11 protein-coding genes are annotated in these 12,997 nt (G+C 69.8%); 5 read left to right on the top strand and 6 right to left on the bottom strand.

Going from position 1 to position 12,997, the window contains the following annotated elements; translation table 11 throughout:
• Positions 1–785: 785 nt before the first annotated feature.
• The gene (locus tag EDD92_RS46440; RefSeq protein ID WP_260327214.1) at positions 786–1,274 is read left to right on the top strand and encodes a hypothetical protein; all 489 of its coding nucleotides are present in this window, start codon (positions 786–788) and stop codon (positions 1,272–1,274) included.
• Between the two features lie 461 nt (positions 1,275–1,735).
• On the opposite strand, the gene EDD92_RS46430 is transcribed toward EDD92_RS46440, so the two are convergent.
• Entirely contained in the window at positions 1,736–2,563 is an 828-nt protein-coding gene (locus EDD92_RS46430; protein WP_260327213.1) for a bifunctional 2-polyprenyl-6-hydroxyphenol methylase/3-demethylubiquinol 3-O-methyltransferase UbiG, read from the bottom strand.
• 43 nt (positions 2,564–2,606) lie between these two features.
• Positions 2,607–2,840 carry a hypothetical protein gene (locus EDD92_RS46425; RefSeq protein WP_123969904.1) on the bottom strand — a complete coding sequence of 78 codons (234 nt, stop codon included), beginning with the start codon at positions 2,838–2,840 and terminating at the stop codon, positions 2,607–2,609.
• Positions 2,841–3,172: 332 nt separating this feature from the next.
• Here EDD92_RS46425 and EDD92_RS46420 point away from each other — a divergent pair, with 332 nt between their 5' ends.
• Entirely contained in the window at positions 3,173–4,150 is a 978-nt protein-coding gene (locus EDD92_RS46420; RefSeq protein ID WP_123969903.1) for an L-threonylcarbamoyladenylate synthase, read from the top strand.
• A 98-nt stretch (positions 4,151–4,248) separates the two neighbouring features.
• Here the strand turns inward: EDD92_RS46420 and EDD92_RS46415 are convergent, their stop codons facing one another.
• Positions 4,249–4,890 carry a carbonic anhydrase gene (locus tag EDD92_RS46415; RefSeq protein WP_123969902.1) on the bottom strand — a complete coding sequence of 214 codons (642 nt, stop codon included), beginning with the start codon at positions 4,888–4,890 and terminating at the stop codon, positions 4,249–4,251.
• Positions 4,891–5,169: 279 nt separating this feature from the next.
• Here EDD92_RS46415 and EDD92_RS46410 point away from each other — a divergent pair, with 279 nt between their 5' ends.
• The 3 genes from EDD92_RS46410 to EDD92_RS46400 all read left to right on the top strand — a co-directional run bounded on the left by EDD92_RS46410 (position 5,170) and on the right by EDD92_RS46400 (position 8,613).
• Entirely contained in the window at positions 5,170–5,385 is a 216-nt protein-coding gene (locus EDD92_RS46410; protein WP_123969901.1) for a hypothetical protein, read from the top strand.
• A 360-nt stretch (positions 5,386–5,745) separates the two neighbouring features.
• Entirely contained in the window at positions 5,746–7,263 is a 1,518-nt protein-coding gene (locus tag EDD92_RS46405; RefSeq protein WP_123969900.1) for a lysyl oxidase family protein, read from the top strand.
• 372 nt (positions 7,264–7,635) lie between these two features.
• On the top strand, positions 7,636–8,613 hold the full coding sequence (locus EDD92_RS46400) for a hypothetical protein (protein ID WP_123969899.1): 978 nt from the start codon (positions 7,636–7,638) through the stop codon (positions 8,611–8,613).
• Positions 8,614–8,754: 141 nt separating this feature from the next.
• Here EDD92_RS46400 and EDD92_RS46395 read toward each other — a convergent pair whose 3' ends face one another.
• The 3 genes from EDD92_RS46395 to EDD92_RS46385 all read right to left on the bottom strand — a co-directional run bounded on the left by EDD92_RS46395 (position 8,755) and on the right by EDD92_RS46385 (position 12,853).
• Complete coding sequence (locus EDD92_RS46395; protein ID WP_221268216.1) at positions 8,755–9,846, bottom strand: alpha/beta fold hydrolase; 1,092 nt, start codon at positions 9,844–9,846, stop codon at positions 8,755–8,757.
• 494 nt (positions 9,847–10,340) lie between these two features.
• The gene (gene dctA, locus EDD92_RS46390) at positions 10,341–11,738 is read right to left on the bottom strand and encodes a C4-dicarboxylate transporter DctA (RefSeq protein WP_123969897.1); all 1,398 of its coding nucleotides are present in this window, start codon (positions 11,736–11,738) and stop codon (positions 10,341–10,343) included.
• The gene (locus EDD92_RS46385) at positions 11,735–12,853 is read right to left on the bottom strand and encodes a PrpF domain-containing protein (RefSeq protein WP_123969896.1); all 1,119 of its coding nucleotides are present in this window, start codon (positions 12,851–12,853) and stop codon (positions 11,735–11,737) included. Before EDD92_RS46385 ends, dctA begins: the two co-directional genes overlap by 4 nt.
• Positions 12,854–12,997 lie beyond the last annotated feature (144 nt).

The following is a 12,997-nucleotide window of genomic DNA, read 5'->3' as shown; positions in this document are numbered from 1 at the left end:
CCAAACCCCATCCAATCCACCCCGGACGCGGACGGCAGAGCACCAACAGCAGACCGATCCGCCACGTGCCACGACAGGTCTCCCCCGCGCCCCACTCGCTGACGGCAACACCCTGACCGAGCACAGCCACTGACCACACACCACCCGACGAGGCAGGACACAGCGGCCAGCACCCGGCTCCCGGCCGGCCCCGGCCGTTCACTGCCCGGCGAGCCGAGCCCGACTCCGCCAGACCCCTCACACACGTCAGCCCGTCCTGGGTATGAGAACGACATCGGACACAGACGGCGCCGACACCACCCGCCACAACGACGCACAACCCGGACGACGCCACGGAAGAAGCAGCCGCCGGCTGCCGCTGGCGTCACAGAGGTTCAGCGCCGACGACGGCAACACGTGGTCGCCGACCGCCCCACCTCCACCCAGGACAATCCGCACACCTCGATGCCGAGCTGACCTGTCGTTCCCCTGCGGTCGGCCAGCCCTCACATGCCATCCTTCGGCCAGACACCCCCGGCACCCGGCGGAGGAGAAGGCCCTCACCCGCTGCTGACTGAGCGTGTCCCGCAATGATCTTCTGGTCGCAGGGCCGGCTATGACGCGTTACCTCAGCGGCCTGGCGCTTGATGCCGTCGCGGGCCGGGTATCGCACGCGCATGCAGGCATGGGCACAGGCCCTGCGGACGGGCCCCCGGTGGGAGTCATTTCTGCGCGGCGTGGTGCGGCGGGTGCCGGCTGGAGATGAGCCCCAGCCCTGGTGGATGCCACGTCGTGTACTGACCGTGGTGTCGGCCGACGTCGACACCACCACCGGTGTCGGGGCGATCTGGATCGTGGCACGTCCGAAGTCACCGCGGGCACGGGAACACGTTGCGCTCCTGGAGTGGCACGGCGAACAGTGGCGCCACGTGGGAGGCAGCAGCAGCCCCGCAGACGATCCTGTCGACGTCGAGGTGCTCGACGTTCACCACGGCGGGGGCGTTCTCGGCCTCACCCGCAGCATCGACCGTCCGCGCTCGCTCACCACGGCCCCGTGGATCAATTTCGTCAAAGTGCGCCTCGGCCGGAACGTGGGGCACGTTCTGATCGGTGGCCGCCGGATCGAGAACCCCACGCAGGGCAGGCTCATTGCTGTTTGGACTTCCCCCCACAACAGACGCGCAGCCCGTCCCGTCATCGCCGCCGTGGGACGCGACGGCACCGAACTCTCCCGCCTCGACCCGCATGACAGCCTGGACAGCCATACCTGGGCGCGGCTGAGACAAGAGTGGTAACCAGCCTGCCTTCCGAGCCTGCGTCACACCAGCCACCCCAGCCGTTACCTGCCGACCACCGGCCGAGGGCCACGTGGCGCAGACGAGCGACCACGAGCACAGCACGGCAGACACCGTCGTCCTGAGGCGGCAGCCTCGGTGGATCTTCAGGTGTTCATACGGGCGCGCGCGTGCGCGACCCCGCGCGGTTACCCGTAGATCTTCAACTGCCTCGACGACACCCAGTCGTGCAACCGCAGGCACCACGACCTGCCGCTGCAGACCTGTCGGGGGCCACGCCTGCGCGCCGCAACGCGGTGGCCGACGTGCCGAACCACCGTGGGCCCAGCCCAGTGAACACGGCCCTCCAAGACAGTTCCCACGCCGTGATCACACCAGACACGGCAAGATCATGGCACCACTACCCGCCGTTACGGGACACGCCCGGCCGCGGCCGGCAGTTCAGGAGTCGCTCCCTGGCCTCACCCTGCACGCCGTCCGATGCGCAGAACGCTCAGATAACGCCGTGGTGCCCGGTCCCCCATCCGCGTGCGGATGCGCTCGGCGACAGCGTCCAGCAGGGGCTCACGGACTTCCGGGTCGAGCCTGCGATACAGCGACGTCGAGCGAAGGAGATCGGCGAATCCGTCCCCGGTGAACCACTGAACGGTTGGGTACCAGCGCACCATCGTCGGGCCGAACAACCCTCCGGGGTCCTCGACCAGGCCCCAACCTTCGTCAGTGGTGCGGACGTCGTCCTCCAGCGGCGGATGACTCCAACCGGGGTTCCCGGGGCTGAACCGCTCGTGCAGATCGGCGCTCTCGGCATACACCTCCGGTTCTCCCGGCCTGCGGACCACGACGTGGCCCAGCAGCGCCATCCAGCCTCCAGGCGAGACAACCTCGTGCGCCCGCTGCCAGCCAATCGACGGGTCGACCCAGTGCCACGACGACGCAGCGACAAGCGCATCGAAGCGTCGGCCACGGTCGTCCCACTCCTCAAACTTCGACGTCTCGACCTCGACATTGCGAAAGGAGGCGACCCGGCGGCGAGCAAGTGCGGCCATGTCTGCGCCCGCCTCGACGGCGGTCACCGAGCATCCCAGCGCTGCCAGCGATCGCGTCGCCTGACCACTACCGCAGCCCACCTCCAGCACAGACGACCTTTCATCCATGCCAGTGATAGCGACCAGGTCCGCGAACAACTCGTCCGGATACCCCGGCCGGACCCGGTCGTAGAGCTCCGCCACCTCGTTGAACACCCAGCCGAGGCCGTAAGGATCCGGGCGCGTCTTCGGGTCATCAGTCACGAGGGCACAACCTACGAGACCCGGTCGCCAAGACACCACCGGTTTACCCGCAGCCGCCGACGCACAGCTGCCGACAGCTCAGAAATGAATGGGTGCGCAGCCAGGTGATCGCCTGCACGGCACGGCCGCCCAGCAGCAGTCCACGCCAGAGCATCTCCTCCACGTGCTTCCGCCGGAACGAGTCCAACCCGACGGTCTCCACCGGCACCAGCAGCAACACCTCCGAGCCCGCCCAACCCCGCACCACCCTCTCGACCCGCAGCCCATCACCGCGCACGAAAACCCCGCCCTTGACCCCAACACACCGTCTCACCCCGGCCGTTGAACTCACCGATGAGCCACGTGCACACGCCCTTCCCCTTCCGACGCAGCGCCATAAAGGTTCTCGGATGCGGCACCCGACGGGTCGGAGGTCCGGATGCTCGGAACGTCGACGACGCCGAGTCGTTGGGTAATGGGCACGTTCCCGGTCTGCTCGTGTCTCGCTACGCCCGGCGTAGCCCGGCCGACCGGGTGGGGCCCCGTCGGTCCTACCCTGAGGCCGGGCATCGTCGTACGCCGACGCGACCGTGGAATGTGGGGGATCCGAACAGTGAAAGGATTGCCGTGGTGACGGCGAAAACCCGTGACATCGAGAAGGCGGCCGGTGTGCTGCGCGCCGGAGGGCTCGTGGCCTTCCCGACCGAGACCGTCTACGGCTTGGGCGCCAACGCCGAAGACCCCGCCGCCGTCGCGCGCATCTTCCAGGTCAAGGGGCGCCCGCCCTCACACCCGGTGATCGTCCACGTCGGCGGCGCGCAGCACCTGGCCGACTGGGTCCAGGACGTGCCCGCGACGGCCCGTCTGCTGGCCGAACACTTCTGGCCGGGGCCCCTCACGCTGGTCCTGCGGCGCGGTCCACGGGTGCCCCTCGAAGCAACCGGTGGCCTGGAAACGGTGGCCGTGCGGGTGCCCGACCACCCCGTCGCACTCGCGCTGCTGTCAGCCTTCGGCGGCGGTGTCACGGCCCCGTCCGCCAACCGCTTCGGCCAGGTCAGCCCCACCACTGCGCGCCACGTCCGTACGGAGCTCGGTGATGCCGTCGACTTCGTGCTGGACGGCGGTCCCTGCGAGGTCGGCGTCGAGTCGACCATCGTGGACGCCACCGGCGAGATGCCGAGCATCCTGCGGCCCGGCGGGGTGACCCGCGAGGACCTCGAAGCGGTGCTGGGGCGCCCGCCGGCAGTCCACTCGACGAGCCGCGTCCGGGTGCCGGGCCAGCATCCGTCCCACTACGCGCCGCGCGCCCGGGTCGTCCTCGTCGAGCCCGAGAAGGTCGTCGCCGAAGCGGAGCTCGCGCAGGAGCTGGGGCACCAGGTCGGGGTCTTCCTTCCACCCTCCATCGCCGAAACTCCGGTGAAGGCCCACGCCGTGGTAGCCCTCCCCGCCTCCATGGCCGCCTACGCTCGCGGGCTGTACGGGTTCCTTCGCGAACTCGACCAGCGCAGATGCGACCTCATCGTCGCCTCCTTGCCGGTGGAGGAGGGGCTGGGACTGGCGATCGCCAACCGGCTCCGCCGCGCCGCCGGGCCCCGGACCACCGAGTGAACAGCACCGACGTCGACGTCCAGGGGGCATGGTTGTGCCCAGCCCTGAAGGAAGGGTCCTGACCAAGCCCGTCAGTCATCAATGGAACTGGCTCGGGCTCAGAAGGCAGTGGGGAGCGCGGCATCCAATCCGCGGGCCGCGACGAGCTGCGCGCTGCCGTCGGCCAGGCGGTAGCACAGGCCCACCACGGCGGCCTGGCCGGCGGTGACCTTCTCGGCGAGCACCCGGGAGCGGTCCAGCAGCAGGTCGACGGTGTGCCTTATGTGCTCGGCGAGGATCTCCTCCGGCTCCACCCGCCCGGCGGCCCGCGCCGCCAGCACGCTGGGGGTCACCCGCTCCACGACATCGCGGACGTATCCGGCCGCTGCCATGCCGTCCTCCAGCGCGGCGCACGCCGCGCCCACCGCCCCGCACGAATCGTGACCGAGCACCACCACCAGCGGGCAGCCCAGGATGTCCACCCCGTATTCGATGCTGCCCAGCACCTCCGCACCCACGACGTGGCCCGCGGTACGCACCACGAACAGGTCGCCCAGGCCACGATCGAAGATGATCTCGGCGGCCAGCCGGGAGTCGGAGCACCCGAACAGCACGGCGAAGGGCTGCTGGGACGGTGCGATCTCAGCGCGGCGGACGGCGTCCTGGTTCGGGTGCTCGGGGGCAGCGGCGACGAAGCGCTGGTTACCGGCCAGCAGCAGCTCGAAGGCGTCGCGGGGCGTTGGGGTCTTGATCTCGGTCATGACCGCAGCCTACGAGCCGACACCACTGATCGCGCCGCGCGGTCCCGAACCGAGCTCACCAGGCCGGGCGCGCATGGCGGCGATCGTGTCGGTCCGCAGTTGGCGGAGTGCCTGTCGGGCCGTCAGACGGCCGCTGCCCTGCGCAGGGCATCGACTGGAAGTTGTCTGGGGCTGGAGTTAACCGATCCAGGGCTCGACCATTCCGTGCCGAACGAGTTCCGAGAACACCGCGGAACATCTGCGCGCCGCCCTGAACGCGTCGGCCCCTGCGGACATCGGATGGACTTCGACTACGACGCGGTCCAGGTCCGACGCGACCGCGACCGCGGCTACGGCTACGGCTACGGCTACGGCTACGGCTACGAATCCGTGTCCCTTCGACTCACCCAGGTCGCGTCCGGCACCAGGGCGTGGTTCAAAAGTGGATCAAGCATCATGGGTGGTTCGGCGGGGTATGTCGTCCGCCCAGCCTCGGGTCAGGGCCAGTCGGCCTGACAAGGACGGACCTCACCACCACAACGGCACACGAAGGATGACGAGGCATCGGCCCGCCGGAAATGTCCGGCGGGCCGATGCCGTTCACGGTCGGCGTCGCGGTGCGGCTGCCGCTGGTCGTCCTACGAGCGGGTCTCCGAAATCAGCCGCGAGCTGAAGGTGAGCACCAAGGACCGACAGGCCGAGGAGGCCGTCGATGACCGAGCTGACAGCGGCAACGAGCCTTGATTCAGGGCGACTTTCGTTCACCAGGCAACCTGAATCGTCTTTTCACGCTTTTTACAGATGGCACACAGGAACCTCCTGCAATGCCTGCAAGACGTGCACGACTCGTCCCGACCAGACGCAGAAAGAGCACTCATGACCAGACACAACCCCACCGCCTTACGGCGTTCGGCGATCATCGCCGCCGCCGCCCTCACCGTCGGCGCCGCCGGAACCCTCGCCGCGCCCGGTGCGGGAGCGGCGACAGCGCCGGGTACGCCAAAGCTCCAACTGATCGCCGCCACCCCCTCGGTGACCGTCGACCGCTACCAGGGCGAGCCGGGGGTCTACCTGGACCTCGGCACCTACATCACGGTCGACGGGGGACCGCTCGAGATGCGGGTGACGCGCAAGTCCTACAACGACCCCGTCGTCGCCTCACAGGTGATCCACTCCGGCGGACGGACGGTGACCAAGACCCTGCCGACGGGCCTGGTGAAGGACTTCTCGGGCCTGCCGGACTTCCTGAAGGTCACCATCAGCGACGCGTCGGGCACGAAGGTGGCCGACACCACGCAGTCGTTCTGCCCGAACACCCGGGCGGGCCGGATCCGGCCGGACGCCCCGGCCACCTCGAAGTACCCCGAAGGCTGCTCCGACAACCCGTTCGCGCTCGGTGGCGTGTGGGGTGTCGAGAAGGGCTGGGCGGCGTCCACGTCCCCGGCCTTCCGCGGGGGCAACGTCGTCGACCTGAGGGCAGGCGTCTACACCGCGAAGGTGTCGGTGGCGAAGAAGTACCGCGACCTGTTCGGCATGGCGGACAAAACCCAGACCGTCAAGGTGACGGTCCGCCAGAACTCCGGCGGGGGCGAGGGCCTGGCCGGCGTCAGGCACGGGCAGAAGAACGCGTCGAAGGCCCTGAAGCCGGCCGCGAATCGCCCGGTCGGCAGGGCGGCCGTTCCCGCGGACATGCCCAAACCCGACCTGCGTGCCCTCCCCGCGTACGGCATCGCCATCACCGACGGGGACGAGGGCGGAGCCGGTGTGGTCGCCGGCAAGGACTACCTCGCCTTCAGCGCCACCGTATGGAACGGCGGCCCCTCGCCGCTGGTCGTGGACGGGTTCCGCAAGCCCGGCGCGGAGAAGATGGACGCGTACCAGTACTTCTACGACGCCAAGGGCAAGCAGGTCGGGTACACACCCACCGGCACCATGGAGTGGGACCCGCGCGACGGCCACCAGCACTGGCACTTCAGCGACTTCGCCAGCTACCGGCTGCTCGGTGCGGACAAGAGGGAGATCGTCCGCAGCGGCAAGGAGGCGTTCTGCCTGGCCAACACCGACGCCATCGACTACACGGTGAAGAACGCCAACTGGCACCCGTACAACACCGACCTCGCCACCGCCTGTGGTGAGGAGAGCGCCGTCTCAGTGCGCGAGGTGCTCGACGTCGGCAACGGCGACACCTACAGCCAGTCCCGGCCCGGTCAGTCCTTCGACGTCTCGGACCTGCCGAACGGCACCTACTACATCCAGGTCATCGCCAACCCCGACAACCGGCTCAAGGAGCAGAGCACGGCCAACAACGTCACGTACCGCAAGGTCGTCCTCGGCGGCACGCCGGGGGCCCGCACGGTGACCGTGCCGAAGTACGGCCGCATCGACGCTCCCTGACCACCGGCGGGCGGGGGCACACGCCTCCGCCCGCTGCCGCAGCCGGTGAATTGGCAGTAACCCGCGCGGGGGCGGTCCGTCGCGCGCGCTCGTGTTCGACGCTCAGAGCCAATACGGCGAACGGTGATCCGGTGGGTCTGTGGTGACCTTGCCGTGACGACGCGGAGAGCTCACGAACGGGTGACGCCCTCCGCCCCTGCCCGGTGGGCCGGGGAAGTGCACCAACGACGACGGCGGTCGCCCATCACGCGGGGTTGACGCGAGGCGGCTTGACCAGCACACGGTGGCAGAACTTGCCGCAGGCGCCGACCCGAGCCGGTGGCCTGAAAAGCGTTCGCCGCCTGTCGGAAAGCGGCGCTAGCCTCGCTGATCATGGGAGCACGAGCGCAGTACGTGGTGGTCGAGAACGGCGCCTGGCAGCGGTACTACTCGCACTGGGCCGCCAACCGGGTGGTCGACGATCTGCTGCCCGGTCCGGTCGCGGCGACACGCTGCTTCCGCGCCAATCGGGAGATCGACGAATGGCTCGACGACGTGTGGTGCGAGGGCGCCGCACTGGTCGACCACGACCGCCGAATCCTGTTGTGGTTCGCCTTCGCGGACAGTTGGGCCGACCATATCGCCGCCCGGGCGGTACTGGCCCGGACATGGCCCGGCTGGGACGTCCGCTTCGCGCACGACGGCATGGGTGATCTGACCCACCACCTGGGCCTCGGCAGAGACCTGACCCGTGCGCCGGACTGGTTCGAGACCTTCGAACCGTCCGGGTTCGCGGCCACCGAATACACCGAGCCCTGCTCCGTCGCCTCCCTGCGCCTGCCCGACGGAAGCGTTCGCGCGTGGGGCAGCGACTGGGAGCCCATCGAGCACCTCGCCGCCGGCCCCGGCCTGATCGACCTGCTCGTCGCTTCGCCGGTCACCCCTGCGCTCACCGACATGCCGCACGGCGGCGTCCACTTCGACCCGCAGGCCCGCACCGTCTCGCTCTGGTCCGTGCAGAATGCGGCCGGCATCCACGACTGGCCGTTGCCGGGCTGGGAGAACTGGGTCCTGGACTTCCGCGGCGACGACCACACCCAGCAGGCCGGGCTGCTTCCCGCGGACTTCCCCTTCCCCCAGCCCCCGCTCACGGCCGCACTGCGGAGGTTGGGCGACGGCCTCAACACCCCGCCGCCCGACAACGGCGCGTTCCTCGCCCGCGCCACGGCTGCGCCTGGCCCGGACGGCACCGTCCCCGTGGTGAACCCCGCTGCCCTGATGCCGCACGAACCGACCGATCCCACCCCGGCTGAACTGGCCGCGCTGCGCACGGCGCTTGATGCACTGATCGCAGGAGCAGTGGCCGGCTGACCACCTCCGCCTCATGGGCTCCCCGCGGCCCGGACCGGACAGCATCGCGGCCATTCCTCGACATGCGCGACGCGTTAACAGCGTCCAGGCGACCGAGAGAGGCTGACCACGCGGGGCGGTGTGGTGCCCAAGCACCGTGTGTCACTGGGGACTTCCACCTTGCCCTGTACCGGCACTTCGTTGTGGCAGAGCGGGGTGCGCGCCTGCCAGGGCTTCCACGGCTGCCGCGACCTCATGGGGGCTGGAGATCATGGTCAGGTGGCGGGCTTTGGGGATGAGGGTGGGGCGCGGCGCACCGATGCGCCGGGCAGTCTGCTGGGGGGTCTGTCTGCTGAACACGTCGTCCTCGGCACCGAACACAACCGACTTGGGGATGCCGACGGCCGCGAGTTGTGCCACCTCGCTCGCGGGGAGGCCCGGCACTCCCTCGCCGAGCATGCTCCACAGAGCTGCCTCCGCGCCCGGCACCCGCAGCGGCCGACGCCACTGTTCCAGTCCGGCGGCGTTGAGAGGCGGGCAGGCCGGTCCGCACTGGGCGTCGTAGAAGGAGCGGATCAGCCAGTCGGCGCCGAGGCCAAGGCGCAGCAGGCTGGTGCGGTAGGGATCGATCAGCAGGTATTTGAGGGCTGACGGTGGACCGGCGCCGGTGTTGAGGGCATCCCCGTCGAGCAGCATCACACCGCCGATCCGCGCCGGTGCGCGCAGTGCCGCCTCCGCTACGACTGCCGCTCCGCTGGAATGGCCCACCAGCAGGGGGCGCTCCCCCGGCCCACCGAGGTGCATGGCGCTGAGGAAGCCCAGCAGCTGCCGGGTGAAGTGGCTGACGGTGTACGGGCCGCGGCGTTCGCTGTAGCCGTCTCCGGTCAGGTCCAGCGCGAAGACCCGGTGATCGCGCGCGAGGAGCGGTGCCAGTCGTGCCCAGGTGTCCACCTGCTCGAAGGCTCCATGAACGAGGACAACAGGCGAACCAGTCGTGCCCCAGGTCTGGTAACGGGTACGGACATCCGCCGCCTGAACGTATCGCAGCCCTCTTGGCGGCGCGGCCCGTCGTGCGGTGAAGGCGTTGTAGGCCAACGAGGCCGTGGTGACGACTGCGAGCAGAACGGTGCAGGCCAGCGCGATGCGCCTCAACCACCGTCTGAGCCGCGCACGGCGCGGCGCGGACGTGCGCTGCGCGGCGTCGGAATCCGGCGGCGGGGGTTCGGTCCGTCCGGCCAGAGAGTCGGCATCCACGCGAGTTCCCATTCTGTTTCAGGCCGGCAACCCCGCCGGCCGGCACGGTCACGGACGACGCGGACACGCCGAGCAGGCAAACACCCTTCGCCCTGCCCCACAGCATCGCCCTGTCCAGCACCGGGATCATCCACCGGGAGTCGACATCACGCGTACTCCCGTGGGCGTAAGAACCCGCCCGGGCGAAGTCGAATGCCCCAGCCCGTGGGGCATCTCCGTGGGTCGAGTGGCCTTGTCGCCGTCGCCAGCCCGCGCCGGCCCCAGTCGGCGACAGCTAGCTCCTCGAGCTCATCGCGCGCCCCCTGGACTTGCCGGCTCAAATTGTCTGCGGCCATGTCCTGTTCGGCCCTGCGGGCCGCGCCCGCGAGGTTCCGGTTCCGCATGCTTGGCCACCTGGTGCATCCCCCGCCCGGAGCGTACGGACAGGAGTATGGGTTGAGACGCGGGAGGGCCGGCCTAGAGCCTCTGCTCCGGGCCGGCCCTCCCAGGCCATGTCACCTTGCGGCGGGGACGGGGTCACGGGTTGGTGTGGGCGCCTCCTTCGGACCGGGCTCGGCTGTCACCGCAGCAGGAGCCGGGGCAGGGGCGTACGGGATCTCGCCGCGCAGGACGGCCCTGGCGCGGTCCTCGTCGAGCTCGCCCTCCCAGCGGGCGACGGCCAGGGTGGCGACACCGTTGCCGACCAGGCTGGTCAGGGCGCGGGCTTCGGACATGAACCGGTCGATGCCGAAGATCAGCGCGAGGGCGGCGACGGGGACATGCGGGACGGCGCTGAGCGTGGCGGCCAGGGCGATGAACCCGGAGCCGGTGACGCCTGCGGCGCCCTTGGAGGTGAGCAGCATGACGGCGAGCATGGTCAGCTGCTGGGTGAGGCTGAGGTCGATGCCGAGGGCCTGGGCGAGGAAGACCGAGCCCATGGTCAGGTAGATGGCGGTGCCGTCGAGGTTGAAGGAGTACCCGGCGGGCAGTGTGATGCCGACGACGGGTTTCGAGGCGCCCGCGTGCTGGAGCTTGGCCATCATGCGCGGCAGGACGGGCTCGGTGGAGGAGGTGCCCAGGACGATCAGCAGCTCTTCCTTGATGTAGCGCAGGAAGGGCAGCAACCGCAGTCCGTTCAGGCGCATCACGGTCCCGAGGACGACCAGGACGAAGAAGAGGGCGGTCAGCCAGAACGAGCCGACCAGCAGGGCCAGGTGGCGCAGGGTGCCCAGGCCGTAGTTGCCGATGGTGAAGGCCATCGAGCCGAACGCGCCGATGGGGGCCAGCCGCATGATCCAGCGGATGAGCGTGAACAGGACCGTGGAGAACCTCTCGATGCCCCGGGCGATGCCCAGGCCGGCCTCTCCGCTGGCGTGCAGCCCGAAGCCGAACAGCACGGACACCAGCAGCACCGGCAGGATCTCGTTGCCGGTCAGGGCGCTGACCAGCGTGGCCGGGATGATGGCGAGGACGAACTCGGCGAAGCCCTCGTGGGCCGTGGTCGCCTCGGGCGGCAGGCCCTTGGCCGACAGGGTCGAGACATCGACGTGCAGACCGCTGCCCGGCTTGACGACGTTGACGACGACCAGGCCGATCACCATGGCCACGGTGGTCAGCACCTCGAAGTAGACCAGAGCCTTCAGGCTGACGCGGCCGACCGCGCGGGCGTTGCCCATGGAGGCGATGCCGTGGACGACCGTGCAGAAGATGATCGGCGCGATGAACATCTTCACCAGGGCGATGAAGCCGTCGCCGAGCGGCTTCAGGTCAGCGCCGACGGACGGCCACAGCCCGCCCACGGCGGCGCCGAGGAGGACGCCGATCAGGCACTGGATGTAGAGGTGGGACAGCATCCGGCGGATACGGCCAGGTGGTGCGGTGACGGTACCCGGGGCGGCGTCGTTGCGGCTCATACGGGGCGTCCTTCCAGGACGGGAACGAGGAGTTCGGCTCGGGCGATACGCCGGGCGGCGCGGTGCAGCAGCACCGTGGGGGACGCGCCGTCCGGTGCGGGGACGGCTCGGGTGGTGATCACGCCGGCGGGGGTGCCCAGGCGCAGCGTTCCGTCGGCGGTCTGCCGGGCGACGCGGTGGGCGAGGGTGCCGGGGGTGGCGGCGGCCGTGGCCAGAGCCACGGCGGAGGTCAGGCCGATCGCCGGATGTGGGGCGTGCATGGAGACCATGCGGACGGCCAAGTCGTACTCGTCCTGGTTGACGAGTGTGCCCTGTGTGGTGCGATAGGGATCGGGGCGCGCGACGATCCCCACTTTCGGCACCGCGTGGCTGACCGGGTCGCCCTCGCGGGCCAGGCCCATGGCCAGCGCTGCCTGGCGGCGCAGCAGTGTCAGCGCGGGCACTGCGGTGGCGAACGTGGTGAGGGATTCCGTGCCGTCGAGGCCGAACGCCTTGGCCTCGAACAGCGCGGCCGGCGCGCCGGCGTCCACCAGGGAAGCCTCGACGGGGCCGTCCGGGCCGGTCAGCTCGTCCAGTGCCCGGCCGGTCGGCAGAGCGCGGCCCGTCGTCGAGCCCGCCGGGTCCTGAAACCCGAGCAGGACCGGCACGCCCCGGGCCGAGGTACCCGGCACCACGGCCGTGCCCTCCTCCGGGGCCACGCCCGCGGGGGTGGGGATCGTGCCGGTGAGGCGGGCCCCGGTGTTGACGTTGAGCATGCGGACGGTGGTGGTGTCCGACGCGATCGGCACGAGATCGTGGTGGAGGGCGTACAGGGCCACGGCAGTGGCGCAGTTGCCGCAGTTGCTGGCCCACTCCACGCGTTCGTCGCCGATGCCGACCTGTGCGAAGGCGTACTCGACGTCCACACCGGGTTGGGTCGACGCCTGTACGACAGCGGCCTTGGAGGTGGTGGAGGAAGCACCGCCGACGCCGTCGATCTGACGGGGGTCGGCGGCGTTGAAGGCGGCGAGCAGGAGGGCATCGACATCCACGCCCGTGGCGACCACGTCGCGGTGGTCGAAGATCCAGCACTTGCTGGTTCCTCCGCGGATCATCTCGCCCTGCAGACGCAGCACAACCGACTCCTCACAGACAGAGAAAGGGAAGTCCACCGACGGTCTTGCCGTGCGTGGTGTCCTCCACGGTGGGTGACGGCAGCGTGAAGTACAATCTCGGAAATCTGCATGGCTATTAAGCTGACGTAAACGCTGGAGGTGGCG

The sequence above is a fragment of the Streptomyces sp. TLI_185 genome (genome assembly GCF_003814765.1).
Classification (GTDB): Bacteria; Actinomycetota; Actinomycetes; order Streptomycetales; family Streptomycetaceae; genus Streptomyces.
This window is presented reverse-complemented; position numbering and strand designations above follow the sequence as displayed.

Excerpts from the sequence above, each read along its gene's own strand:
- EDD92_RS46415 (WP_123969902.1), bottom strand. The coding sequence starts at position 4,890 with ATGACCGAGATCAAGACCCCAACGCCCCGCGACGCCTTCGAGCTGCTG.
- EDD92_RS46410 (WP_123969901.1), top strand. The coding sequence starts at position 5,170 with ATGGACTTCGACTACGACGCGGTCCAGGTCCGACGCGACCGCGACCGC.
- EDD92_RS46405 (WP_123969900.1), top strand. The coding sequence starts at position 5,746 with ATGACCAGACACAACCCCACCGCCTTACGGCGTTCGGCGATCATCGCC.
- EDD92_RS46400 (WP_123969899.1), top strand. The coding sequence starts at position 7,636 with ATGGGAGCACGAGCGCAGTACGTGGTGGTCGAGAACGGCGCCTGGCAG.
- dctA (WP_123969897.1), bottom strand. The coding sequence starts at position 11,738 with ATGAGCCGCAACGACGCCGCCCCGGGTACCGTCACCGCACCACCTGGC.